The 23,456-nt window shown below is 72.9% G+C and carries 19 protein-coding genes; 5 read left to right on the top strand and 14 right to left on the bottom strand.

Annotated elements, in window-relative coordinates:
• Positions 1-26: 26 nt before the first annotated feature.
• From ACFYZZ_RS04825 to ACFYZZ_RS04815, 3 genes are all read right to left on the bottom strand, one after another.
• On the bottom strand, positions 27-1,874 hold the full coding sequence (locus ACFYZZ_RS04825) for a transketolase (protein WP_389171556.1): 1,848 nt from the start codon (positions 1,872-1,874) through the stop codon (positions 27-29).
• Complete coding sequence (locus ACFYZZ_RS04820) at positions 1,871-3,187, bottom strand: NAD(P)/FAD-dependent oxidoreductase (RefSeq protein WP_389171553.1); 1,317 nt, start codon at positions 3,185-3,187, stop codon at positions 1,871-1,873. The genes ACFYZZ_RS04825 and ACFYZZ_RS04820 overlap by 4 nt, the downstream gene beginning before the upstream one ends.
• Positions 3,188-3,305: 118 nt before the next feature.
• Positions 3,306-3,713, bottom strand: a complete 408-nt coding sequence (locus ACFYZZ_RS04815) for a phage holin family protein (protein ID WP_386576062.1) — start codon at positions 3,711-3,713, stop codon at positions 3,306-3,308.
• Positions 3,714-3,823: 110 nt separating this feature from the next.
• Between ACFYZZ_RS04815 and ACFYZZ_RS04810 the strand changes: the two genes are divergently transcribed.
• Positions 3,824-4,171, top strand: coding sequence for a VOC family protein (locus ACFYZZ_RS04810; RefSeq protein WP_389171550.1), 348 nt, complete (start codon positions 3,824-3,826; stop codon positions 4,169-4,171).
• A gap of 13 nt (positions 4,172-4,184) precedes the next feature.
• Here the strand turns inward: ACFYZZ_RS04810 and ACFYZZ_RS04805 are convergent, their stop codons facing one another.
• The 10 genes from ACFYZZ_RS04805 to ACFYZZ_RS04760 form a co-directional block, all read right to left on the bottom strand.
• The gene (locus ACFYZZ_RS04805; RefSeq protein WP_389171547.1) at positions 4,185-6,146 is read right to left on the bottom strand and encodes a DUF5107 domain-containing protein; all 1,962 of its coding nucleotides are present in this window, start codon (positions 6,144-6,146) and stop codon (positions 4,185-4,187) included.
• Positions 6,147-6,276: 130 nt separating this feature from the next.
• Positions 6,277-6,828 (bottom strand): GNAT family N-acetyltransferase, encoded by a 552-nt coding sequence (locus tag ACFYZZ_RS04800; protein WP_389171545.1) that lies wholly within the window; start codon positions 6,826-6,828, stop codon positions 6,277-6,279.
• A 74-nt stretch (positions 6,829-6,902) separates the two neighbouring features.
• Positions 6,903-7,826 (bottom strand): LD-carboxypeptidase, encoded by a 924-nt coding sequence (locus ACFYZZ_RS04795; protein WP_389171542.1) that lies wholly within the window; start codon positions 7,824-7,826, stop codon positions 6,903-6,905.
• Entirely contained in the window at positions 7,823-9,787 is a 1,965-nt protein-coding gene (locus ACFYZZ_RS04790; protein ID WP_389171539.1) for an LpqB family beta-propeller domain-containing protein, read from the bottom strand. The genes ACFYZZ_RS04795 and ACFYZZ_RS04790 overlap by 4 nt, the downstream gene beginning before the upstream one ends.
• 3 nt (positions 9,788-9,790) lie before the next feature.
• Complete coding sequence (locus tag ACFYZZ_RS04785; protein WP_389171536.1) at positions 9,791-11,098, bottom strand: M20/M25/M40 family metallo-hydrolase; 1,308 nt, start codon at positions 11,096-11,098, stop codon at positions 9,791-9,793.
• Entirely contained in the window at positions 11,091-11,924 is an 834-nt protein-coding gene (locus tag ACFYZZ_RS04780; protein ID WP_389171533.1) for a M55 family metallopeptidase, read from the bottom strand. The genes ACFYZZ_RS04785 and ACFYZZ_RS04780 overlap by 8 nt, the downstream gene beginning before the upstream one ends.
• 115 nt (positions 11,925-12,039) lie before the next feature.
• Positions 12,040-12,759 carry a class I SAM-dependent methyltransferase gene (locus ACFYZZ_RS04775; RefSeq protein WP_389171530.1) on the bottom strand — a complete coding sequence of 240 codons (720 nt, stop codon included), beginning with the start codon at positions 12,757-12,759 and terminating at the stop codon, positions 12,040-12,042.
• A 128-nt stretch (positions 12,760-12,887) separates the two neighbouring features.
• Positions 12,888-15,341: a SpoIIE family protein phosphatase gene (locus tag ACFYZZ_RS04770; protein ID WP_389171527.1), complete on the bottom strand. Its 2,454-nt coding sequence runs from the start codon at positions 15,339-15,341 to the stop codon at positions 12,888-12,890.
• A gap of 154 nt (positions 15,342-15,495) precedes the next feature.
• Complete coding sequence (locus tag ACFYZZ_RS04765) at positions 15,496-17,892, bottom strand: MFS transporter (RefSeq protein WP_389171524.1); 2,397 nt, start codon at positions 17,890-17,892, stop codon at positions 15,496-15,498.
• A 164-nt stretch (positions 17,893-18,056) separates the two neighbouring features.
• Positions 18,057-18,500: an SRPBCC family protein gene (locus ACFYZZ_RS04760; RefSeq protein ID WP_386576075.1), complete on the bottom strand. Its 444-nt coding sequence runs from the start codon at positions 18,498-18,500 to the stop codon at positions 18,057-18,059.
• Positions 18,501-18,634: 134 nt separating this feature from the next.
• Between ACFYZZ_RS04760 and ACFYZZ_RS04755 the strand changes: the two genes are divergently transcribed.
• From ACFYZZ_RS04755 to ACFYZZ_RS04740, 4 genes are all read left to right on the top strand, one after another.
• Positions 18,635-19,708, top strand: coding sequence for an Rv2578c family radical SAM protein (locus tag ACFYZZ_RS04755; protein WP_389172035.1), 1,074 nt, complete (start codon positions 18,635-18,637; stop codon positions 19,706-19,708).
• Positions 19,709-19,844: 136 nt separating this feature from the next.
• Positions 19,845-21,407 carry an alpha/beta hydrolase gene (locus ACFYZZ_RS04750; RefSeq protein WP_389171521.1) on the top strand — a complete coding sequence of 521 codons (1,563 nt, stop codon included), beginning with the start codon at positions 19,845-19,847 and terminating at the stop codon, positions 21,405-21,407.
• 81 nt (positions 21,408-21,488) lie between these two features.
• The gene (locus ACFYZZ_RS04745; RefSeq protein WP_389171518.1) at positions 21,489-21,887 is read left to right on the top strand and encodes a RidA family protein; all 399 of its coding nucleotides are present in this window, start codon (positions 21,489-21,491) and stop codon (positions 21,885-21,887) included.
• Positions 21,888-22,104: 217 nt separating this feature from the next.
• A complete protein-coding gene (locus ACFYZZ_RS04740) occupies positions 22,105-22,623 on the top strand; it encodes a GNAT family N-acetyltransferase (RefSeq protein ID WP_389171515.1) in 519 nt (172 codons plus the stop codon).
• A gap of 7 nt (positions 22,624-22,630) precedes the next feature.
• On the opposite strand, the gene ACFYZZ_RS04735 is transcribed toward ACFYZZ_RS04740, so the two are convergent.
• Positions 22,631-23,212 carry an adenylosuccinate lyase gene (locus tag ACFYZZ_RS04735; RefSeq protein ID WP_389171512.1) on the bottom strand — a complete coding sequence of 194 codons (582 nt, stop codon included), beginning with the start codon at positions 23,210-23,212 and terminating at the stop codon, positions 22,631-22,633.
• Positions 23,213-23,456: the final 244 nt, after the last annotated feature.

Raw genomic sequence — 23,456 nt, 5'->3', positions numbered from 1 at the left:
GTCATGGACGGATGGGCGTGCCTCGCTCAGCGCACAACCGCCTCCTCGACCAGCAGTTTCGCAGCTGTCGCGATGCCCGTGGCGTCGATGCCGGCCGCGTGCAGCTGCTCGTCGGGCGCTGCCGATCCGGGCATGGTGCGCACCGCGAGCCGGACCAGCCGGGGCACGGGCCGGGCGTCGGCGAACGCCTCCGCGACGGCGTCGCCGAGGCCGCCCTGCTCATGGTGGTCCTCGACGGTCACCAGACAGCCGGTCTCCTCGGCGGCCCGGCGCAGGGTCTCCACGTCGACGGGCTTGACGGAGTACAGGTCGACCACCCGTACCTCGATGTCCTCCTCGGCGAGCCGGTCGGCTGCGGCGAGCGCCTCGTGCACGGTGACGCCGGCCGCGACGAGCGTCAGCCGGTCCCGCTCACCGGAGCGCAGCACCTTGCATCCGCCGACCGGGAACTCCTCCTCGGGGCCGTAGATCACCGGGGTCGCGCCGCGCGAGGTGCGCAGGTAACGGATGCCGTCGAGTCCGGCCATCTCCGCGACCAGCCTGGCGGTCTGGTTGGCGTCGCACGGGTACAGCACGGTCGAGCCGTACAGGGCCCGGAACATCGCCAGGTCCTCCAGGCCCATCTGCGAGGGCCCGTCCTGCCCGATCGCGACCCCCGCGTGCGAGCCGACCAGGTTGATGCCGGCGCCGCTGATCGAGGCCATCCGCAGGAAGTCGTGGGCGCGGGTGAGGAACGCCGCGAAGGTGGCGGCGTACGGCACCCAGCCGCGGGCCGCGATGCCGACGGCCGAGGCGACGAGCTGCTGTTCGGCGATGTAGCACTCGAAGAAGCGGTCGGGGTGCTCCTTGGCGAACACCTCGGTACGGGTGGAGTCGCCGACCTCGCCGTCCAGGGCGACGACGTCGCCGCGTGCGGTGCCGAGCGCCGCGAGGGCCTTGCCGAAGGCGTCCCGGGTGGCGACCTCGTCCCCCTTGTCGTAGTGCGGCAGTCGGACGACCTCGGTGGTGAGGGAGCGGAGCGTCGCGGCGGCGGCCGGCTCGCCGACGCGGACGCGCAGATCGCGCGGTCCGCCGAGTTCGGCGACGGCCTCCTCGGGTTCGGGCAGCGGCTTGCCGTGCAGGCCCTCGCGGTCCTCGACCGAGGCGACGCCCTTGCCCTTGAGGGTGCGGGCGAGGATCACCGTGGGCTGCCCGGTCCGCGCCACCGCCTCGCCGTAGGCCCGGTCGATCGCCTCGACGTCGTGTCCGTCGGCCTCGATGGTGTGCCAGCCGAAGGCCGCGAAGCGGCGGGCGTAGGCGTCCAGGTCGTGGCCGTGCCGGGTCGGGCCGCGCTGGCCGAGCCGGTTGACGTCCACGATCGCGGTCAGGTTGTCCAGGTGCTCGTACGCGGCGTGTTCGGCGGCCTCCCACACCGAGCCCTCGGCCAGCTCGCTGTCCCCGCACAGCACCCACACCCGGTAGCCGACGCGGTCCAGGCGCTTGCCGGCCAGCGCGATACCGACACCGACCGGCAGGCCCTGGCCGAGCGAGCCGGTGGCCGTCTCCACCCACGGCAGCCGCCGCGGGGTCGGGTGCCCTTCGAGGCGGCTGCCGATCCTGCGGAAGGTGACCAGCTCGCCGTCCTCGATGACACCGGCCGCCTTGTAGGCGGCGTACAGCAGCGGCGAGGCGTGTCCCTTGGAGAGCACGAAGCGGTCGTTGGCGGGGTGTTCGGGGCGTTCGAAGTCGTAGCGCAGATGGTGGGCGAGCAGGACGGCCATCAGATCGGCAGCGGACATCGAGGAGGTCGGATGCCCGGAGCCCGCCGCGGCGGCGGCCCGCACACTGTCTACGCGCAACTGCTGGCCGAGTTCGGCGAGTTCGGCGGTGTTCATGAGGCTCCTTCGGAGGGTTGCTGGGGAGCGGGCTGGGGCGCGGCCTCCGCCTCCAGAGGCACCGCCCCGGACCGGACGAGGCCCAACTGGACGGCCTGGCGCGGGAGTACGGCGTCCAGGAGCCAGTCGGCGGCGACGCGGACGCGGTTGCCGGGCAGCGCGGCCAGGTGATAGCCGCGGGTGACCGCGCCGGCCGGCAGGCCGGACAGCGGGATGCCGAGCGGGTTGGCGGCAGCCCGGACGCCCCCGAGGTCGACGGCGAAGCCCAGGTCACGGTGGCGGTAGGCGCGCCGGCGCCGGCCGAGGCCGAGCGAGGCGGCCACGTTCTCGCCGGCCACCCGGCCCTGCCGCCAGGCGTGCTGGGCCGTCATGGACGTGAACTCTCCCGGGTGCTGCAGATCCGGTACGGCCGCCGCGTCCCCGCAGGCGAACACGTCCGCGTTCCCCGGCACCTGGAGGTAGGGATCGACGATCAGCCGGCCCCGCTCCAGCGGCTGTCCCACGACCTCGACCAGCGGATCCGGCCGGACCCCGACGCACCACACCAGGGTCCGTGACGCGACGAACTCCCCGTCGGTGAGCAGCACCCCGTCCGGGGTGGCCTCCTTCACGGAGGTCCCCGTCCGTACGTCGACGCCACGCGCCCGCAGCACCCGGTCGGCCGTGCGGGAGAGCCGCGCGTCCAGCTCCGGCAGCACCCGGGGTGCGGTGTCCAGCAGGACCCAGCGGGGCCGCCCGGCGTGGTGCCGGCGCGCGAGGCTGTCGGTGAGCAGCTGCATCTGCGCGGCCACTTCGGTGCCGGTGTAGCCCGCGCCGACCACGACGAACGTGCACCGGGCGGCGCGGACCGCGGGGTCGTCGGCCGTGGCGGCCAGCTCCACCTGCCGGGTCACGTGGTCGCGCAGGTACAGGGCCTCGGCCAGCCCGCGGAACCCGTGTGCGTGCCGGGCGACGCCCGGGATCGGCAACAGCTTGTTGACGCTGCCGACGGCCAGCACCAGCCGCTCATAGCCGACCGCCCCGCTGCCGCCCTCGGGGTCCGTGTAGTGGACGGTGCAGCCGTCCAGGTCGACACCGTGCGCCTCGCCGAGCAGCAGTCGCACCCCGCGCAGGGTGCCGGGGATCGACACGGTGACCCTGCGGGGCTCCAGGAGCCCGGCGGCCACCTGGGGCAGCAGGGGCAGATACAGGAAGTAGTCGGTCGGGTTGAGCAGCGTGATCAGGGCACGGCCCCGGGTCACACGGGCGAGGGTGCGAGCGGCCCGGTACCCGGCGAAACCGGCGCCGACGATCACGACGCGTGGTCGACTCACGGTGTGCCTCCGGCGGTGTGGCTCCTCCGAGGCTTTCCGCGTAACCGGGGCCGCGCCACCCAAACGCCGCTCACCTCACCCGGACGCCGGTGCGGGTCCGGTCGTGCCCTGCGGGGGGTCAGGCCCGGTGGTGCGGGCCCTCGGGGTCGATGTCCGGCCGGAGGGGGGCCTCGGACGGCATCGGCGGGTACGGCGTGCCGGGTCCGCCGGGCGGGGCGGCGGCCGCATGCGGGTGCTTCGGGTGGGCGGCGCCGCGCAGCACGTAGGCGATGACGCCGAGGAGCGCCGCGGTGATCAGCGCGGCGGCCCAGCCGGGCAGGCCGGTGGCGAGGCCGAGGCCCAGCGCGAGCGCCAGCGCGCCGCCCGCGTACAGGGCGGCGGCGCCCGAGGCGGCGTAGAGCAGGGCGGTGCGGCGCTGTCTGCGGGTCTGCTCGCGCAGCTCGTCGCGCACCGTCTCGCGTGCCACCTGAGCCAGCTCTTCGACGAGGTGCTTGTCCAGATGTTCCAGGTGATCCATGTGCTCCATGTGCTCCATGTGCTCCATGAACTGCGGGTACCCGCCACACACGATGCGTAACAGCGTCGGCCACGGCCCAGGCCTGTGGGCGCCCGCCCGCCCCAACTAGGCTCGTCCGCATGGAGATTCTGGGCGCCTCGCTGCGCATCTGCGTCGACGACCTCGAAGCCGCGATCCCCTTCTACGAGCGTCTCGCGGGCGGCAGAGCGCTCCGGTTCGAACGCGGGGGCGTGCAGGTCGCCGCGATCGGCTCCTTCCTGCTGATGAGCGGTCCCGAGGCCGAGCTGGAGCTGCTGCGCAAGGTGGCGGCCACGATCGCCGTGAAGGACGTGGACGAGGCCCACCGGCTGCTCACGGAGCTGGGCGCCCAGATCGTCGCGGGGCCGGTGCCGACCCCGGTGGGCCGGAACCTGCTCGCGGTGCACCCGGACGGCTCGGTCTTCGAGTACGTCGACCACGGCGGCTGAGCCACACGGCCGCTCAGGTCGTGTCCGGGCGCATCCGGAAGTCGAAGCGGCCGGGCAGGGGCTCGTCGGTGAGCCGGGCCCACAGCCGGCCGATCACCTCCGCGCCCTCCCGCAGGTCGGCGACCTCGAAGCCCGCGTCGAAGACGGCCCGGGCGTCGGCGCGCCGCCCCTCGGCGAGCAGCAGCTCGGCCTCCAGCAGCCGGAACCGGCCGCGCCGCCGGACGGCGGGCAGCAGCCGCTCCCACACCGCGCGGGCGTCCGCCGTCCGCCGGGCTCTGAGCAGCGCCTCCAGGGCCTCCCGGCCGAGCGCGGCCACGGCGGCCGTCCAGGCCTCGCCGTCGTCGCGCCGCTCGCGGCACAGGTCGTCGAAGGCCTCCGCGTACCGTTCGGCGGCCCGCTCGTGGTGGCCGGACTCCTGGTCGGCCACGGCGAGGCAGCGCAGCAGGGGCCACAGGGACGGGGCGAGCGGGAGGGCGCGTTCCCAGCTGCGGACCGCCTGGGCGCGGTCACCGGCGTGCCACTGGGCGATGCCGAGGTGGTACTCGGTGTGCGGGGTGGCGGGCGCGGTCTCCAGCATGTCCCGCCAGTGCGGGGCGACCAGCGTCTCACCGGGCGGGCGGACCCGGCGCGGCTCGGGCAGGGAGCCGGTGCGCAGCAGCTCCCGCCAGGGCGCCTGTGCCTCGCCGAGGGTGGACTCGGCGAAGGGTGTGCCGGGCAGTTTCCAGTCGGCGCGCAGGACTTCGAGCGCGCCCCAGCCGGAGCCGGTGGCCAGGATCTCACCGGGTTCGGTGTCGGCGTACGGCTTCCAGGCCGCGTGCGCCTCCTCGACGCGGGCGCGCGGCAGAACCGCGGCGAGCCGCTCCTCGGCGCCCTGGACGACCGCCGCCCACTCGCCCTCGGCGGGTGTGTCGAGCGGGCCGTACGCCTCCAGCCAGGACACCTCGCTCTCCGGCTCCAGTCGGACGTGCTCCAGCTGGGTGCGGGCGAGGCCCGCCTGGATCTCGCAGTAGCCGCCGGTGCCGGGCTCGGTCAGCCACTGCTGCCAGCGCCGGCCGCCGGGTCCGCTGCCCCACACGAACAGCTTGCGGCCGCGCAGCACGTCGGTGGAGGTCTGCACCAGCCCGTGCCCGTCCGCGTCCAGCGCGGCGATCCAGCGGCGCCGGCCGTCGGGCACCTCGTAGAAGTAGTCAGCGGCGTAGGGGCTGTTGAGGGGGTGGGTGCGGTCGATGCCGTCGTACGCGGGGACGGGCACCCTGCGCAGGTGGCGCTCGTAGCCGAACTGCCACGCCTCCTCGGCCGGGGCGAGGATCCGGCGCTCCTCGGGCACGGCGATGTTGGACCACCAGTACGTGGGCACCGGACGCTCGTGCGGATTGCGGATCCGGACGCCGACGTACAGGAAGCCGGAGCCCTCCGGGAGCCACAGGTCGACCTGGAAGGGCAGGTCGCGCAGCCGTTCCCACTCCCACAGGCGCAGCATCTCGCCACCGTCGGGGGCGGGGACACGGGCCGCGTGCAGGGGGGCGCAGGAGAGGGTGGTGTGGCCGGTGGCGCCGACGTTCCACTCGATGCCGCCGGAGTACCAGGCGCCGTTGAGGGCGAAGTCGGCGGGCTGGAACACCGGGTTGCGGTAGAGGAGTTCGCGTCCGGTGGGCAGGTGGACCAGGGAGGCGATGCGGCCGCCGAGGCCGGGCAGGACGGTGGCGCGCAGCCGGTCGTTCTCGATCACCAGGGCGTCGAAGGTGCGGGGCTCGCGCGTTCTGCCGTACCCGTCACGGACGCGCACCGGCAGCAGGCTGTGCAGTGGCTCGTAGCCGAGCTGCCGGGCCATGTCCCGGGGCATGTCGTCCCGTTCGCGGCCGTCGATGCGGTGGACCTCGTCGAGCTGCCGGAGCGGGGGCAGGGGATTGTCGGGTCCCAACTGCGCGGCGGGCAGGGTCAGTACCTCACGTCGGATCCTCGTCACGTCGACCATGGAACCCGGGGTGCGGGAAGTCGGCCAGGGGCGCTGCCGGTCAGGATTGCGCAAAGGCGCTCGTGATCAATGCACCTAGGGCCTGTCTGACAATTCCCGCCTGCCCGCGGCGGGAATTGTCAGACAGGCCCTAGGCGGGATCGCGCATCTCGGCGGTGAGTGCCCAGCGTTCATGGTCCCGCCAGGCCCCGTCGATGAAGATCATGTCGGGTGAGAAGCCCTCCAGGCGGAAGCCGGCGCCACGGGCCAGTGCGATGGAGGCGGTGTTGGCGGGCTGGGCGTTGATCTCCAGCCGGTGCAGCCCCAGCGGTCCGAACGCGTACCCGATCACCAGGTCGAGGCCCTCGCGCATCAGCCCCCGGCCGGCCGCGTGGGCGAAGGCGCCGTAGCCGAGGGCGCCGCACTGGAAGCCGCCGCGGACGATGTTGTTGATGTTGATGAACCCGGCGATGTCCCCGGTGTCCTTCTCGCACACGAGGAAACCGGCGCGGCTCGGGTCCTTGATGAGCGGGCCGGCGTAGGTGGCGTAGCCCTCGTCGGTGTCCGGCGGGAACAGCCACGGCCGGTGCAGGTCCTTGCTCTCCCTGGCCCGGGCGGTGAACTCGGGACCGTCGTCGAGGGTGAAGGGGCGGATGCCCACGCGGGGGCCTTCGGCGAGGTAGCGGGATGCGGTGTGCGGCATCCCGCCAGCCTACGTGTCACCGGTCGCGGCGCTTGGTGCGGTACGCCCCGAGGCGGCTGATTCAGTAGCGAATCTCAGCGCAGGGCGGGCTCGTCCAGTGTCAACGTGCCCGCGCCCGCGTCGAGTTCGGCCGCGACGCCGAAGGGGATGGTCAGCGCGCCCTCGCAGTGACCGAATCCGAACTCCTCGGCCACGGGGACACCCAGCGGGCCGAGGCGGTCGGCGAGCATGGGCCGCACCCGCTCGTAGGGATCGCACTCCGCCCAGGAGCCGAGCAGCACCCCGCGCACCCCGTCGAGCCAGCCGGCGCGCAGGAGTTGGGTGAGGTAGCGGTCCAGCCGGTACGTCTGCTCGCCCACGTCCTCCAGGCACAGGAGCCCGCCGCTCGCCGACGGGCGGGCGTGCGGGGCGCCGCGTTCCGCCGCGAGCAGGGAGAGGCAGCCGCCGAGGGTGACCCCGCGGGCCCGGCCGGGGACGAGGGCCGTGCCGCCGGAGGCGACGGTGCGCACGGCCTCCGGCTCGAAGAGCGTGGACCGCAGATGCGCCTGCGCCCGCTCGTTCTTGATGAAGTCGATGCCGGCCGCCATCGGCCCGTGCAGGGTGGCGAGGCCGAGGCGGGTGGCGAAGGCCTCGTGCAGGACGGTGATGTCGCTGAAGCCGACGAACACCTTCGGCCCGGCCGCCCGCATGGCCTCCCAGTCGAGCAGGTCGATCATCCGCTGGACGCCGTACCCGCCGCGGGCGCACAGGACCGCGTCCACCCCCGGGTCGCACCAGGCCCGCTGGAAGTCGGCGGCTCGGTCGGCGTCCGTGCCCGCCAGGTAGGGGAACTCCCTGTGCCGGTCCAGCACATGGGGTGCGGCCACCGGGTCGAGGCCCCAGCCGCGCAGCACGTCGAGCCCCGCCTGCAGCCGCTCCTCGGGCACCGGCCCGCTGGGGGCCACCACGGCCACGAGTGCCCCGGGGGCCAGCCTGGTGGGCCGTACCAGCTCTCTCACGTGCGCAACTCCAACTCCGGGACACCCGGCACATCGAACTCGAACACCTGAGCGTACAGGGACAGCTCGGCCTCCAGCGCGCGGACCATGGTCTCGGCGCGACGGAACCCGTGCCCCTCCCCCGCGAAGGTGAGATAGGCATGCGGCACGCCCCGGCCCTCGATCCCGGCGAGGAAGCGCTCGCACTGGGCGGGCGGGCAGATCACGTCGTCCAGGCCCTGGAGCAGCAGGAAGGGCACGGTGAGCCGGTCGGCGTGCGCGGTGGGCGAACGCTCGGCGTATCGCGCGGGCACCTCGGTGAGCGGGCCGATCAGCGACTCCAGGTACCGCGACTCGAAGTCATGGGTCTCCCCCGGCCCCCAGGTGGCCAGGTCGAGGACGGGGTAGACGATGGTGCCGCAGGCGTACACGTCGGTCGTGGTCAGGGAGGCGGCGGTGGTCCAGCCGCCGGCGCTGCCACCCCGGATCGCGAGCCGGGCACGGTCGGCGGTGCCCTCCTCGGCGAGGGCGAGGGCGACGGCCGCGCAGTCCTCGACGTCGACCACACCCCACTGTTCGCGCAGCCGCTCCCGGTAGGCGCGGCCGTACCCGGTGGAGCCGCCGTAGTTGACCTCGACGACCCCGATGCCGCGCGAGGTGAAGTAGGCGATCTCCAGGTCCAGCACGAGCGGCACCCTGCTGGTGGGGCCGCCGTGCGCCCAGATGACGTAGGGCGGCAGCTCGCCGTCGCGGGCGGTGCGGCGCGGGTGGTGCGGCGGGTAGACGTGGGCGTGCACCTCGCGGCCGCCGGGTCCGGTGAAGGTGCGGATCAGCGGCTCGGGGTAGTACGCCGGGTCGACCGGATCCCGGTGCCGGGCGCCGATCGCACGGGCGCGTCCGCTCCTGATGTCCAGCTCGACCACTTCGTACCCGGTGCGCGGGCCGGCGCCGACCGCGACGACCCGGCCGCCCTCGGCCGCGAGGCTGGGCGCGAACTCGGTCCAGGGTCCGGCGGCGTCGACCACCTCGCCGGACTCCGGATCCAGTATCCCGAGCGCGGTCGCGCCCCGACCGTGGACGACCGCGATCAGCCCGTTGTCCAACAGGGCGAACCAGCGCAGGCCGAGCTTCCACAGGGGCCCGGCGAACTCCTCCTCGCGCGGGCACAGCGGGGTGCCGTCCCGGTACAGGTTCCACCAGCCGCCACGGTCGCTCGCGTACAGGAGACGGCCGGCCGCATCCCACTCCACCTGCGCGACGGCCTCCTGCGGCCCGCCCGCGACCGGGCGAACGGTGTGCAGGGTGCCGTCGTCGCCGACCTCACCGACGAGCAGTTCCGTGCCGTCCCACGGCATCCGCGGATGCTCCCAGGCCAGCCACGCCGCCCGGCGCCCGTCGGGCGAGAGCCGGGGGCCGGTGACGAACCGGTGCCCTGCGTCGGTGAGTTCGCGTACGGCGGCCCGGTCGTCGGCGGCCGAGCCGTCCAGTGGTACGGCGGCCAGGACGCGCCGTACGTCGTCCGGGCCGTCCCCGGTGAACTCCTCCAGCACGCACCACACTTCGCCGCGGGCCAGGTCCACCTGCGGCTCCGCCCAGCGCAGCCCGCCGCCCACCGGGGAGAGGGGGGTCAGCGGGCGCGGCTCGCCGCCGGGCTCGTACCGGTACAGGCGCTGGTCGGCGAAGTGCGTGAACACCACCAGGGGCCCGTCGTCCCGCATCACCCCGGTCCAGGGCAGGCCGCCGTACTCGATGACCCGGCTGCGCACGTTCCACGGCGCGGCCAGCAGCGACTCCTCCCTGCCGTCGGCCAGCCGGCGCACCAGCGCCCGGCGGCCGCCCTCGGCGGGCCGGGGCTCGGTCCACCAGACCTCGTCCCCGACGAAGCCCACCCACTCCGGGTGCCCGTCGTGCGCGGCGGCCAGCGCCGCGTCGATGGGCGAGGGCCAGGAACCGTACGCCTGCTTGCGCACCTCGTCCCCCATCGCCTAGGCCGTCCGCAGGAAGCGGTCGAGCACCCGGACGCCGAAGTGCAGCGCCTCCACGGGAACGCGCTCGTCGACGCCGTGGAACATCGCCTGGTAGTCGAAGCCCTCGGGAAGCTTCAGCGGAGCGAATCCGTAGGCGGCGTCGATGCCGAGCAGCGAGAACTGCTTGGCGTCCGTGCCTCCGGTCATGCAGTACGGCACCACGTGTCCCTCGGGCGCGAACTCCTCGACGGCCGCCCGCATCCCTGCGAACGTGGGCGAGTCCACGGGCGCCTGCAGCGCGACCGACCGGTGGTGGAACTCCCAGTCCACGTCCGGCCCGGTGAGCCGGTCGAGGGTGGCGACGAACTCCTCCTCGTCGCCCGGCAGATAGCGCCCGTCGACGAAGGCGACCGCCTCCCCGGGGATCACGTTCACCTTGTAACCGGCGTCGAGCATGGTCGGGTTGGAGCTGTTGCGTACGGTCGCCTCGACCAGCTTGGCGGCCGGGCCGAGCTTCTCCAGCAGTCCGTCCACGTTCCGGAAGTCGGCTTCGAAGCCGTACACGGCGGCGAGTTCGGTGAGCGCGGCCCGTACCGTCGGGGTGAGCCTCAGCGGCCACTCGTACTCGCCGATGCGGGTGACGGCGGCGGCGAGCCGGGTCACCGCGTTCTCCTTGTTCACCTTGGAGCCGTGTCCGGCCCGGCCGCGCGCGGTGAGCTTCAGCCAGCCGGTGCCGCGCTCCCCTGCGGCGATGGGGTAGATCTCCCGGCCGGCGCCGTCGTGGAAGGTGAAGGCACCCGACTCGCCGATGGCCTCCGTGCAGCCCTCGAACAGCTCCGGATGCCGGCCGACGAGGAACCCGGAGCCGTCCTCGGCGCTGTCCTCCTCGTCGGCGGTGAACGCGATGACGATGTCGCGGCGGGGCCTGATGCCCTGCCGGGCCCAGGAGCGGACGACCGCGAGGATCATCGCGTCCATGTTCTTCATGTCGACGGCGCCGCGCCCCCACACGACGCCGTCGCGGATCTCGCCCGAGAAGGGGTCCACGCTCCAGTCGGCGGCCTCGGCCGGCACCACATCCAGATGGCCGTGGACGAGCAGGGCGTGGGCGGACGGGTCGGTGCCCGCGATCCGGGCGACGACGTTGGTCCGCCCCGGTGTCCGCTCCAGCAGCCGGGGTTCCAGGCCGGCGCCGGCCAGCCGCTCGGCCGCGTACTCGGCGGCGGGCCGCTCCCGGCAGTCGCCGCCGCCCCGGTTCGTGGTGTCGATCCGGATCAGGCCGGAGGTGAACTCCACGACCTCGTCCAGCGCCTGCTCGTCAGCCATACTGCTCCTCCACCGCGGCCGAGACGATCGTGGTGACCGCCTTGAAGGTCCGGATTCCCTCGTACATGGTGCCGCTGGTGTACGCCACCTTCCGCTCGCCGATGCGCGCGACACCCGGGACGACGGTCGCCGCCATCGCCAGGTGCTCGGCGTCGAACTCGACGGCGACGGTGAACGGCCCGCCGTGCACGGGCTCGTGCCGGACGGCCAGCCGCGCGGCCTCCTTGGCGGCGGCGCGAATGTCGGCGGCGGTCCGGGACGGCGTACGGCACACCGCCGCATACCGGGACACATGGTCCTTGACGGCGACCTTCAGCGCCTCTGGCGCGTACCCGAGGGCGTCCTCGCAGGCCAGGTCGTCGCCGGTGACGAGCACGACCGGTACGCCGTACTCGGCGACGACATGCGCGTTGAGCAGGCCCTCGCTGGCGCGGACGTCGTTCACCCACACCCCGGTGATCTGGTTCGCCAGGTAGGTGTGGGCGAGGACGCCCTCCATGCCGGCGCCCGCGTGGTAGCCGACGAACGCGATGCCGTCCACGTCACCGTGCTGCACGCCCTCCACCATGGACAGCGCCTTGTGCCGCCCGGTGAGCATCTCGACCCGCTCGTCGAGCCGCTCCAGCAGCAGGTTGCGCATGCTCCAGTGGGCCTCGTTGACGAGCACCTCGTCGGCGCCGCCGTCGAAGAAGCCCAGCACGGCGGCGTTCACGTCCGAGGTGAACATGGACCGGCACCGCTCCCACTGCGGTGTGCCCGGGAGCACGTCGGCCGGCCAGGTGACACCGGTGGCACCCTCCATGTCCGCACTGATCAGGATCTTCATGCCCGGCACGTTACGCGTCCGGACCGGGCACAGGCTATGACGGGGCCGCGCGGGGACGGCGGCTACGGCAGCCGCCTGCCCCGCGCCAGAGGGTGCTCCTGGGCCTGGGGCCCGCTCACTTCCCGGCCAGGACGAACCAGCGCGCCGGCAGGTCGATGCGGGTGCCGTCGGCGAGGTGCTCGGTCTGCGGCAGGACCGTCTCGCCGGTCGCGAGCACGTCCAGGCCGGCCTCGCCGAGCAGCCGCGGGATCTCCTCGTCGTCGGCGTCGGCGGGCTTGAGGCCGTGCTGGAAGACGCGGCGCAGCTTGGGCCCCGGTCCGTCCGGGCCGGTGGCCGCCCGCTTGAGGACGTCCCGCGAGCCGGAGGTCAGTTCGACCACGAAGGCACGACCCTCGGTGCCGATGATCTCGGCGACCGCGGCAGCCACCGCGGCACGTGCGTCCGGCTCGCTCTGGTGGATGACGGCCCGCATGTACACATGGCTGTCGCCGAGCCGCTCGTGCAGGGCGCGTACGGCGCCGGTGTCGGTCAGGTCGAGCTGCTGGAACTCGACGGTGTCGGCGTTCTCGGCGTGGCGGGCGTGCTCGACGGCGGCGTGCGAGAGGTCGACGCCGACGGCGCGGGCGAACCGGGTGGCGAGGTAGCGGGTCTGGGTGCCGTTGCCGCAGCCCAGGTCGACGATGGTGCGCGCGGTGTCCGCGTACGGCAGGAGCAGCTCGCTGTGCGGCTGCGCGGTGAGGGAGGGATCGGAGTCCCAGATCGCCTCGCCCGTCGCATCGGAGGTCTCGCGCCAGTAACTCTCCCACGCATTACGGTAGTTGTCCGAGACGTTCATGACGATCTCCCCACGGTCGGTTCCGTGATCGGGATATCGCGGCGGCAGTGGGTTGGGCAAGAGGCCGGAGGTCGCCTTCACCGGAAGTACGGACCCCGGCAACCCTCAGGAACGCGGGCGCCCCCGGTTCACTGCCTTCCGTTGACGGCCTGTTCGAACCAGACGGTCTTGCGGTGCCCGGTCGCGGTGGCGCCCCACTCGCGGGCCAGCCGGCTGACCACGCGCAGACCGCGGCCCGACTCGTCGTACGGTCCGGTGCTGAGCATCGCGGGCAGGCCTGGTTCCTCGTCCGTGACCTCGAAGAGCAGGGCGTCGGTGCGCACCACCCGCAGTCCGATCAGGCCGCCCGAGCCGTGCTGGACGGCGTTGGTGACGACCTCGCTGACCAGCAGCTGCGCCGTCTCCACCGTCTGTGGCAGGCCCCACTCCAGCAGCCGGTCGCGGACCAGGCGCCGGGCCCGGGCCACCTCGTGCGGGGCGGCGTCGAGGTGCCACTCGGCGACGTGGTCGTCGGGGATGCCGTTGAGCCGGGCCATGAGCAGGGCGACGTCGTCCTTGCGGCCGCCGCGGGTGTTCAGGGCGCGGATGATGGTGTCGCAGGCGATGTCCATGGAGGCCGCGGGGTGGGCGGCGGACTCGCAGAGCGCGGCCAGGCCCTCGCCGATGTCGGAGCCGCGCACCTCGACCAGTCCGTCGGTGCACAGCACCAGCCGGTCGCCGGGCGAGACGCGGACGACGGTGGACTCGAACGGAACGCCGCCGACCCCTATGGGAGCGCCGGTGGGCAGGTCGAGCAGTTCGCTGCGGCCGTCCTCGGCGCGCACCAGGACGGGCGGGATGTGTCCGGCGTTGGCCAGGTGCAGTTCGCCGCGGATCGGGTCGTAGACCGCGTACAGGCAGGTGGCGAGGTAGTTCTCGCCGAGCCGCCGGGCCAGGTCGTCCAGGTTGCGCAGCAGTTGGGCCGGCGGGGTCTCCATGGTGGCCATGGTCTGTACGGCGGTGCGCAACTGGCCCATCATGGCGGCGGAGTTGAGGCCGTGGCCCATGACGTCGCCGACCACGAGGGCGGTGCGCGAGCCGGGCAGCTTGATGGTGTCGAACCAGTCGCCGCCGATCCGGCCGAGCCGGGTGCCGGGCAGATAGCGGGTCGCGACGTCACAGCCGGCCATCCGCGGGCTCACCTGCGGCAGCATGCTGTCCTGGAGGGTGTCGGCGACGTTCTCCTGGTAGGTGTACATGCGGGCGTTGTCGAGCACGAGGCCCGCGCGGGCGGCGAGTTCGGCGCCTGTGGTGCGGTCCATGTCGTCGAACGCCGGGCGGTCGGGCCGGCGCATGAGCACCATGAAGCCGAGCACGACGTTGCGCGCCTTGAGCGGCACGATGAGCAGGGAGCGGTCGGTGATGAGCGGCCTGAGGTCGCGCTTCTCGAACTCGCCGGAGATGCGGTTGGACAGCTCCTGGGTGACCCTCGGGATGAGGACCGGTTCGCCCGTGACCATGCACTTGTAGAACGGGGTGTGTTCGGGGAACGCAAAGGCTTCGCCGACCGGCACGGTGTCGTCCCAGCGGCCCGGTTCGTCGTTGTGCTCGACCCACACCCGGAACATCACGGTGCTGGCGTCCGGCGGGCCGTCCGGGAAGCCCTCGCCGGCCAGGACGGCGGCGCGCAGGTGGGTGCCGGCGAAGTCCGCGAAGCGCGGTACGGCCGCGCTGGTGACCTCGCGGATCGTCTCGCCGAGGTCGAGCGAGGTGCCGATGCCGGAGCTGACCTCGTTGAGGAACTCCAGCCGCTCGCGCACGGCGGCGTACTCGAGGTCGTACTCGGCGCCGGTGGGGATCGCGGGGGCGGTGCGCTGCTGCGGTACGACGGGTTCGACGGGGCCGCGGCCGGGGCGGCGCGGGACGCCCCAGTACGGGGTGACGGGCACCCGGTCGTACTGGCTGAACTCCAGGACGGGGTAGCCGAGTTCGAGGACCTGGGAGACGATGCGGCCGCTGAGTCCCGGGCCCATGTTGGGCAGGATCTCGGGGAGCCGACGCTCCAGCTCCTCGGAGGCGGGCAGTTCGGTGTGGCGGGCGAAGCCGGGCGAGATGCGTTCGGCGGTCTCGTCGTCGTAGCCGCGCTCGTCGCGCAGCCGGGTGGCGTCGGCGGCGAGGACCAGCAGCCGGGCGGGTTCCGGACCGACCAGCGGGTAGGCCCACCACAGCACGTCGATGCGAGTCCGGTCGTCCTCGTCCGGGTACAGCCGGGCGCGGCCCGCGGTCGCGTATCCGGTGCGGCCGTCGAGGGAGGACTCCAGGTCGGGGCCGTGCCCGTCGCGCGCCTGGTGGAGACCGTAGGTGTCCGGCAGCGCGTCGTCGGGGAGGTCGTCGGACAGTGCGCCGGAGACGGGGAGCAGGTCGGCTGCGGGACGCCCGATCGCGTCCTCGCGGTCCACGCCGAACAGGCGGCGCGCGCCACTGCTCCAGTGGGACACCAGGCCGTCACGGTCGACGACGACCACGCCCAGCGGAACCCGGCCCGCCGCCGCGTCGCCGGCGCCGCGGCCGGGAGGTTCGTCCCGCTCGCTGCCACGGTCCATGGCCCAGGCCCTCTCTCCCCACGGCTGTTCGCAAACGATCTGTACCGCCCAGTCACTACGGTACGGGGGCGGCCGGTCGCGATGTGTGGCAATCCTGGAATTTGTTTCACCAGATCGCACCGGCGCGCAGCTCAGCGCCCTGCGGGCGCCCCCCTCAGTCTTCGTGGCCGAGCTGCAGGTCGCGCTCGGTGCGGCCGCCGCGGGCGACCTGGAGGACCGTTGCGACCGGTGGGTAACCTGCGGCGATGACGGTGTACTCGCCGGAGGACAGGTCCACGAATCGGAACGTTCCGTCCGCTCCTGTGGTAAGGGTGTCCACGACGTTGCCCGCGGCGTCGAGCAGCGTCACCCGGGCGTCCTCCACGGGGCGGCCGCCGTTCGCCCGGACGGTGCCCTTCAGGACGGCGCCGCCCGCGAGTTCGATGTCCTGCCGGGTCTCCCGGGCGGCCTGGACGGTGACCGGGAGGGCGGCGGGGCGGAAGGCGGGGGCGCTGGCGGCGAGGGTGTACTCGCCGGCGACCAGTTCGGTGATGACGTAACCGCCCTCGCGGCCGCTGCGGGTGGCCGCGACGACCTCGCCCTGCACGTTGGTGAGGGTGACGGTGGCGTCCCGGACGGCGCTGCCGTCGGCGGTGAGCACGCTGCCCGCGAGGCGTCCGGCGCCGCCGAGCACGACGTCGAGTTCGACGGGGCGCTCGCCGACGGTGACGGAGACGGCCTGCGGCTGGTGGCCGCCCGCCGCGGCGATGAGCACGTACGAGCCGGTGCCGGGGGTGGCGAGCGCGTACCGTCCGTCCTCGCCGCTCGCGCCGCGCCCGATCTGCTGTCCGGAGACGTCGATGAGGGTGAGCGCCGCGCGGGGCACCACGGTCCCGTCGGGGTGCTGCACCGTGCCGCACACCGGGATTCCGGCGGTGTGCGGCGAACGGGCCTGTGGGATAGGGGCGTTCACGACGTGGGGCTCCGTCTCGGTGGTGTGGTGGGACACCAGCGGTTTCTCCTTGAGGAAGAAGGCGATGAGCAGGCCGAGGACGAGCACCGGGACGAGGTAGAGGAAGATCCGGGGCATCGCGTCGGCGTAGGCGCGGATGTAGGCGTCGCGCAGGGCCGGTGGCAGCGCGTGGACGAGCTGCGGGGTGAGCGACTCGGGGTCGGGCAGCCGGGCGCCCGCGCGCGGGGGCGGTTCCCGGTGCAGGGCGTCGGTGAGCCGGTCCGCGAAGAGGGTGCCGAAGACGGCGGCGCCGACGCTGCCGCCGATCTGCCGGAAGTAGGTGTTGGCGCTGGTGGCGGTGCCGAGGTCGGCGAGGCGCACGGAGTTCTGCACGGCGAGGACGAGGACCGGCATCACCAGGCCGATGCCGGCGCCGAGGACGGCCATCCAGATGCTGTAGTGCAGCCGGGGCGTGTCGGTCTCCAGGCGGGAGAGCAGCCACATGCCGACGGCGGCGAGGGTGCCGCCGAGGAGCGGGAGGAGTTTGTAGCGGCCGGTGACGGTGATGAGCTGCCCGCCGATGACGGAGGCGCCGACGATGCCGGCCATCATGGGCAGCATCAGCAGCCCGGACTCGGTGGCGCTGGCCCCGTCGACCATCTGCAGGAAGGTCGGCAGATAGCTGGCCGCGCCGAACAGGGCGACACCGATCACCAGGCCGACCAGAGCGGTGACGTTGAAGACGGAGTCCCGGAACAGCCTGAGCGGGATGAGGGGTTCGGCGGCGAAGCGCTCGGCGACGAGGAAGAGGACGGTGGCGGCGAGGGCGCCCGCGCCGAGGCCGAGGATCTCCCGGGAGTCCCAGGCGTACTCGGTGCCGCCCCGACTCGTCAGCAGTACCAGGCAGGTGGAGGCCGCGGCGAGCAGCAGCGCCCCGAGGACGTCGAGCCGGGCGCGGACCCGCGGCCTCGGCAGCTTGAGGACGACGGTGACGACGACCAGGGTGACCAGGCCGAAGGGGACGTTGACGTAGAAGCACCAGCGCCAGGAGAGATGGTCGGTGAAGTAGCCGCCGAGGAGCGGTCCGGCGACGGAGGCGAGGCCGAAGGCGGCGCCGATCAGGCCCATGTAGCGGCCGCGCTGCCGGGACGGCACGATGTCGGCGATGATCGCCTGGACGCCGATCATGAGCCCGCCCGCGCCCACGCCCTGGAGGGCACGGAAGGCGATCAGCTGGTCCATGTTCTGCGCGCGCCCGGCGAGCGCGGAGCCGACGACGAAGACCAGGATGGCGAACTGGAAGACGCCCTTGCGGCCGACGAGGTCGCCCAGCTTGCCGTACACGGGCAGGCCGATGGTGGAGGTGAGCAGATAGGCGGTGATCGCCCAGGACATCCGGTCCAGGCCGTGCAGCTCGCCGACGATCTTCGGCAGCGCGGTGGCGACGATCATCTGGTCCAGCGCGGCGAGGAGCAGGGCGAGCATGAGCCCGAAGAAGACCAACCGCACCCGCCGCGCGCCGAGTTCGGCGGCCGGGGCGGGGGTCGGAGGTTCGCCGGCGGTCTCCGCCGGGGCCGGTGTCGCGGCCGGCTCGTGCTGCACCAGAGTCGTCCCGCCCACGTACGGCTCCCCTCGTCGCGCCTGTCACATTTCCCGCGTAAGGCGACAACTGCGAACAAGTACGGCGAGTTACGGTGCAATCCCGGACGGGACGGAGTTCCACTCGAACCGGTGAGGGGGCGCAACGCCGGGCGCAACACCCCTTCACCGGTGGGAGTTTGGCCTTACTTCTCCACCTGGGCGGCGAGGTTGGCGAGGATCGCGTCGTAGATGCGGCCGAGACCCTTGGGCGCGAAGGTCCTCTCGAAGAAGCCGCCGATGCCGCCTGCGCCCTTCCAGGTGGTGGTGACGACGACCCGGGAGCTGCCCTCGCCGGCCGGGGTGACGCGCCAGGTGGTGACCATGGAGGAGTTGCGGTCCTTCTCCACGAGTTCGCCGTCGCTGGGCTCGGTGACCTCCAGGAGGCAGTCGCGCACGCGCTTGCTGGTGGCCTGGAGCTTCCAGTGGACGAGGGTGCCCTCGCCGTCGCCGCCCTCGCGCACCTCGTACTCGCTGAAGTGCTCGGGCAGCAGCTGCTGCCGCGTGCCGCTGTAGTCGGCGAGCGTGTCGAACACCTGCTCCGCGTTCGCCGCGACGACCCGCTCCGTGGTGGCTTCGACCTGCGCCATTGCGTTCCTCCAGGACCTGGTTTCTCGGGGTTGGAGCAAGCCAACCACCCCGGCGCCCGGCCACCCAAATCGGGGTCGCACGATCATGGGAACGTATGTTCTATTCTGTGCGCGAGCGCTACCGAGGAGGCGTCATGCGCTGGGAGAACCTCACCGTGGGATCCGGGGAGCCCGGAGAGTCGGACGGTCACGGCCGGGCCGCCGATGCCGCGCTGTTCGGCGCGGACGCCGTCGTCACCCGCACCTTCGACACACCGGAGTTCCGCGGGATCACGTTCCACGAGGTGCGGGCCCGCTCGGTCCTGAACCGGGTTCCGGGCGCCTCGCGCATGCCGTTCGACTGGACGGTCAATCCCTACCGTGGCTGCACGCACGCGTGCGTGTACTGCTTCGCTCGCAAGACGCACAGCTACCTGGACCTCGACACGGGGATCGGCTTCGACACCCAGATCGTGGTGAAGGTGAACGCGCCCGAGGTGCTGCGCCGCCAGCTGTCCTCGCGCCGCTGGCAGGGCGACCACGTGGCGATGGGCACCAACGTCGACTGCTACCAGCGCGCCGAGGGCCGCTACCGGCTGATGCCGGGCATCATCTCGGCCCTCACGGAGCACGCGAACCCGTTCTCGATCCTGACCAAGGGCACGCTGATCCTGCGCGATCTGGAGCTGCTGGTCCGCGCGGCCGCGGTGACGGACGTGGGGATCTCGGTCTCGGTCGGCTTCACGGACACCGAGCTGTGGCGCACGGTGGAGCCGGGCACACCGGCGCCCGAGCGCCGCCTGGACGTCGTCCGCACCCTCGGCGAGCACGGCATCGGCTGCGGGGTGCTGATGGCGCCGGTCGTCCCGTTCCTGAGCGACCACCCGGCCCAACTGCGGGACACCGTACGGGCGATCGCGGCGGCCGGGGCCACCTCGGTCACTCCTCTGGTGCTGCATCTGCGGCCGGGCGCCCGGGAGTGGTTCATGGCCTGGCTCGGCCGGCACCACCCGCACCTGGTGCGCCGCTACGAGCGGCTGTACGCGGAGGGCGCCTACGCGCCCAAGTGGTACCAGCGCCGGATCACCCGTCAGGTGCACGAGCTGGCCCAGGAGTACGGCATCGGGCCCACCCGCGCGGGCATGGCCCGGCGGATCCGGTCGGCCGAGGCACCGCCGGCCGCCGAGCCTCCGGCCGTGTCCGAGCCAACCCAACTCACCCTTCTTTGAGAGCGTTAGAGGGCATCCCTCGACCCAATTGGGTCAACTATTGACATAATGGGTTCTTCAGGGCGCTCTCTTCGGGACGATGCGGCGAGAACCGTGACCCTCGCGGTTCGTGTCACCCTCCGTCCCGGGAGGACCCATGAGGACACGCGCAGCGATGCTGTGCGCAGCCGCCGTCATGACGGCGGGCTCGGTCACGGCCGTGCCCGCGCAGGCGGCCCCCACCGCTCCGGCGGCGAAGCTCACCTGGAAGACCTGCGGTACCAGCGACTACCCGAAGCTCCAGTGCGCGTCACTGAAGGTGCCGCTGGACCACAAGCATCCGTCCGGCACCCAGATCACCCTCGCTCTGTCCCGCGTCCCGCACACCGCGGCGACGTCCCAGGGCCCGCTGCTGGTCAACCCCGGCGGCCCCGGCGGCAGCGGTCTGACGCTCGCCGGGTTCGTCGCGTCCGCGCTGCCCAAGAGCGTGGCGGCGCAGTACGACGTGATCGGCTTCGACCCGCGCGGAGTGGGCCGCAGCACCCCGGCCCTCGACTGCTCGCCCCGGCACTTCCGGACGGTGCGTCCCGACACCGTGCCCGCCACGGCCACGCTGGAGCAGAAGAACCTGCAGCGCGCGCAGTCCTTCGCCGCCGCCTGCGGCCGCAAGTACGCGAGTGTGCTGCCGTACATCAACACCGTCCAAGCGGTCCAGGACATGGACTCGGTCCGGCGGGCCCTCGGCGCGCAGAAGATCAGCTACTTCGGCTACTCATACGGCACCTATCTCGGCGCGGTCTACGGCAAGCTCTTCCCCGAGCGGGTCCGCCGCCTGGTGCTGGACTCGATCGTGAACCCGACCGGCATCTGGTACGAGGACAACCTCGCCCAGGACTACGCCTTCAACGACCGCCACCGGGCGCTGATGGCGTGGATCGCCAAGTACGACTCCACGTACCGGCTCGGCAAGGACCCCGCGAAGGTCGAGGCCGCGTGGTACGCGATGCGGGCGGCCCTGGCGAAGAAGCCGGCCGGCGGCAAGGTCGGCGCCTCCGAACTGGAGGACACCTTCATCCCCGGTGGCTACTACAACGGGTACTGGCCCTATCTGGCCCAGGCGTTCTCGGCCTACGTCCGCGACAAGAACGCCGAGCCGCTGGTGGAGGTGTACAAGCACTTCGCCGCCGTGGACTCCTCGGGCGACAACGGCTACAGCGTCTACACGGCGGTGCAGTGCCGTGACGCCTCCTGGCCGCACTCGTGGACCCGCTGGCGGACGGACGCCTGGGGGGTGTACGCGAAGGCACCGTTCATGGCCTGGAACAACGCCTGGTACAACGCACCCTGCGCGTACTGGCCGGCCGGCACCCTGAAGCGGGTGAACATCGCCAACGGCAAGCTGCCGCCGACGCTGCTGTTCCAGGCGACGAACGACGCGGCGACCCCGTACCCCGGCGGTGTGACGGCCCATCACCTGCTGGCCCGCTCCAGCCTGGTGGTCGAGAACGGCGGCGGCAACCACGGCATCACGCTGAGCGGCAACAGCTGCCTGGACAGGTATCTGGCCGACTATCTGACGAGCGGCAAGGTCCCGCACGGCACCGGCACGGCCGACGCGGTGTGCAAGAAGTCCCCGGACCCGAAGCCGCTCAAGGCCAAGGCGGCCTCGACGTCGTCGCGCGGCTCGACCCTGCACGGCCTGCTGCGCTTCCGCCGCTGAACGGCTCCTGACGGCCCGTCGGGGGCAGGGTCGGGGGCATGACCGAGGGCGTTGTCGGACCCGTGGTCCACCATGGGACGCATGAGCGAACCGACCCGCATCCCCGCCCCCGACGGGGTCGCGCCCGCGGCCCAGTACAGCCACGTGGTCAGCGCGACCGGCCGTCTCGTCGCTGTCTCCGGCCAGCTCGCCCTGGACGAGGACGGCAAGCTCGTCGGCGAGGGCGATCCGGCCGCGCAGGCCCGGCAGGTGTTCGAGAACCTGAGGCGCTGCCTGGCCGCCGCGGGGGCCGGCTTCCAGGACGTCGTCAAACTGACCTACTTCGTCACGGACATCGCCCACCTGCCGGCGATCCGCGCGGCCCGCGCCGCACACATACCCGACGACCGCCTTCCGGCGGCCTCGGCCGTCCAGGTGGCCGCCCTGGTCGCCCCGGAGTTCCTGATGGAGGTCGAGGCGCTCGCGGTGGTGGGCGGATAAACAGGGGGCGCGTTGCGGGAGCGGGTCTCTAGGGCCTGTCTGACAATTCCCGTCGTCCGCCCGAAGGGCGGGCCCCGCGGCGTCTGGTGCGTGCGATCGCAAGGCGCCGAAGCGTCCTCGTGGCGGAGCCACGCGGGCGGTTCGGCAACGCGGCGAGCGTGCGTGCCAGGCGCCGCGGGGCAGGCGGGAATTGTCAGACAGGCCCTAGGGTGCCGCCATGGACAACCCGCTTCCGCGCATCCGTCCGATGACCCTCGACGACTGCGACCGCGTCTCGGAGATCCGTGTCCGCGGCTGGCAGCACGCCTACCGGGGGCTCATGCCGCAGCCGTACCTCGACGCGCTCAGCGTGGCGCGGGACGCCGAGCAGCGGCGGGCATGGTTCGGGCAGGGGGACGGCACGGTGGCGAACCTGGTCGCCGAGCAGGGCGGCCGGATCGTCGGGTGGGCGGCGCACGGGCCGTACCGGGACGGTGAGGTGCGCACCGGGGACTGCGAGTTGTACGCCCTCTACCTCGATCCCGCACACATGGGCAGCGGGATCGGGCGGGCACTGCTGGCCGCGTCGGTCGAGCGGTGCTCCGGGTACCCGCGCATGTTCTTGTGGGTCCTGAAGGAGAACACGCGCGCCCGCCGCTTCTACGAGCAGGCCGGTTTCCGTGCGGACGGCGCCGAGGAACCCTTCGACGTGGACGGCGTGGCCGTCCCCGAGGTGCGGTACGTCAGGGAGCTGTGAGCGGGCGTCACCTCTGCTTCTGCTGCGGGATGCGGGCCAGCGCGTGCACCGCCGCCTCGGCGAGCGCCGGATGCGCAAGGGCCTCGTTCAGGACCCGGCGCGCGCGGCCGTCGCCGAGGGTGCCGAGGCCCTCCACGCAGGCCAGCGCCACCCGCCGGTACGGGTCGTGCGGGCGCAGCCGCCGCTCCAGGGTGGTGATCAGCGCGGGCACGGACTCGGGGGCCTGCAGCTCGACCAGGAGCCGTACCGGGTGCAGGGCGTAGGCGACGCGCAGTTCGTTGGTGGCGAGCGCGGCGGCCGCGCGGGCGGTGCGCGGGTCGCCGAGGCGGGCGAGCGCGTAGGCGGCGGAGGCGCAGCGCGGCGGGTCGCGGTGGTTGAGCAGCAGCACCAGGGACTCGAAGGCGCGCCGGTCGCCGGCGACGCCCAGCCGGAAGGCGGCCAGCTCCCTGGCCCACAGTGGCTGTCCGGGCGCGGTGAGCACCTCCGCCAGTTCGTCATGGTCCTCGGTCGCCGCCAGCTGCTCGTACGCCGCCGAGCCGTGCGACTCCTGCCGCATGCGTTCCGTGAGCGATCGCAACTCTTCGTCCACGACGACCAGCGTAGGCGGGTCGCACCCGTACAGGGAGCTACATCACAAACTCGGTCCGGCTCAGGTCTGGCGCGCTCGTTACTCGCCGGTTAAGCTCAGACGAGCGAGTTACCCACTCGCGCATCCACTGACGACGGTTTGGTGACGCAGCCGTTGTGAGGTGGTCGGTTCGGTACATCGGTACCGCAGTACGACCCGGTTCCGGGACAGGGCCGGTCGGAATCAGCCTCTCCCGGGCGTGTGC

The organism is Streptomyces sp. NPDC001816 (genome assembly GCF_042892235.1).
Lineage (GTDB): Bacteria > Actinomycetota > Actinomycetes > Streptomycetales > Streptomycetaceae > Streptomyces.
Note: the sequence above shows the minus strand (reverse complement) of the source record. Positions and strands in the feature narration are given on the sequence as shown.

Coding starts and splice junctions, on each gene's coding strand:
- ACFYZZ_RS04800 (WP_389171545.1), bottom strand. CDS start 6,828: ATGCCGCACACCGCATCCCGCTACCTCGCCGAAGGCCCCCGCGTGGGC.
- ACFYZZ_RS04745 (WP_389171518.1), top strand. CDS start 21,489: ATGAGCGAACCGACCCGCATCCCCGCCCCCGACGGGGTCGCGCCCGCG.
- ACFYZZ_RS04815 (WP_386576062.1), bottom strand. CDS start 3,713: ATGGAGCACATGGATCACCTGGAACATCTGGACAAGCACCTCGTCGAA.
- ACFYZZ_RS04780 (WP_389171533.1), bottom strand. CDS start 11,924: ATGAAGATCCTGATCAGTGCGGACATGGAGGGTGCCACCGGTGTCACC.
- ACFYZZ_RS04770 (WP_389171527.1), bottom strand. CDS start 15,341: ATGGACCGTGGCAGCGAGCGGGACGAACCTCCCGGCCGCGGCGCCGGC.
- ACFYZZ_RS04760 (WP_386576075.1), bottom strand. CDS start 18,500: ATGGCGCAGGTCGAAGCCACCACGGAGCGGGTCGTCGCGGCGAACGCG.
- ACFYZZ_RS04755 (WP_389172035.1), top strand. CDS start 18,635: ATGCGCTGGGAGAACCTCACCGTGGGATCCGGGGAGCCCGGAGAGTCG.
- ACFYZZ_RS04775 (WP_389171530.1), bottom strand. CDS start 12,759: ATGAACGTCTCGGACAACTACCGTAATGCGTGGGAGAGTTACTGGCGC.
- ACFYZZ_RS04750 (WP_389171521.1), top strand. CDS start 19,845: ATGAGGACACGCGCAGCGATGCTGTGCGCAGCCGCCGTCATGACGGCG.
- ACFYZZ_RS04740 (WP_389171515.1), top strand. CDS start 22,105: ATGGACAACCCGCTTCCGCGCATCCGTCCGATGACCCTCGACGACTGC.
- ACFYZZ_RS04785 (WP_389171536.1), bottom strand. CDS start 11,098: ATGGCTGACGAGCAGGCGCTGGACGAGGTCGTGGAGTTCACCTCCGGC.
- ACFYZZ_RS04790 (WP_389171539.1), bottom strand. CDS start 9,787: ATGGGGGACGAGGTGCGCAAGCAGGCGTACGGTTCCTGGCCCTCGCCC.
- ACFYZZ_RS04810 (WP_389171550.1), top strand. CDS start 3,824: ATGGAGATTCTGGGCGCCTCGCTGCGCATCTGCGTCGACGACCTCGAA.
- ACFYZZ_RS04805 (WP_389171547.1), bottom strand. CDS start 6,146: ATGGTCGACGTGACGAGGATCCGACGTGAGGTACTGACCCTGCCCGCC.
- ACFYZZ_RS04825 (WP_389171556.1), bottom strand. CDS start 1,874: ATGAACACCGCCGAACTCGCCGAACTCGGCCAGCAGTTGCGCGTAGAC.